The sequence below is a fragment of the Mesorhizobium sp. GbtcB19 genome, from assembly GCF_019091085.1.
GTDB lineage: Bacteria > Pseudomonadota > Alphaproteobacteria > Rhizobiales > Rhizobiaceae > Mesorhizobium.
On record NZ_JAGXJY010000463.1, the window covers coordinates 1 to 240 of the forward strand.

Below are 240 nucleotides of genomic sequence, written 5' to 3' on the forward strand. Positions count from 1 at the left end.
CCCGGCGGGGGCGAGCACCCCCCCCCATCCGCCCCCGTCGGCCAGCACGCCCGGCCCCGGCGAACTGCTTCTGTCGGTGCTGGCGGCGGCCCCGCTCGGCCCCGTGTTTTCACGCCGTTTCGTACCGACCATGGGGGGCACGCTGCCCAGCGTGCTGTTCATCGGCCTTCTGGCCCACGGCTTCCAGCTGCTCAACGACTCCAGCTACTGGGTCAACGGCGTGCAGGGCGCGCTGATCCT

Annotated in this window: 1 pseudogene; it reads left to right on the plus strand. The window is 72.5% G+C overall.

Annotation, left to right across the window (positions count from 1 at the left end):
- Window positions 1-240, plus strand: a pseudogene (locus KVT37_RS33680) (hypothetical protein); the annotation flags it as partial.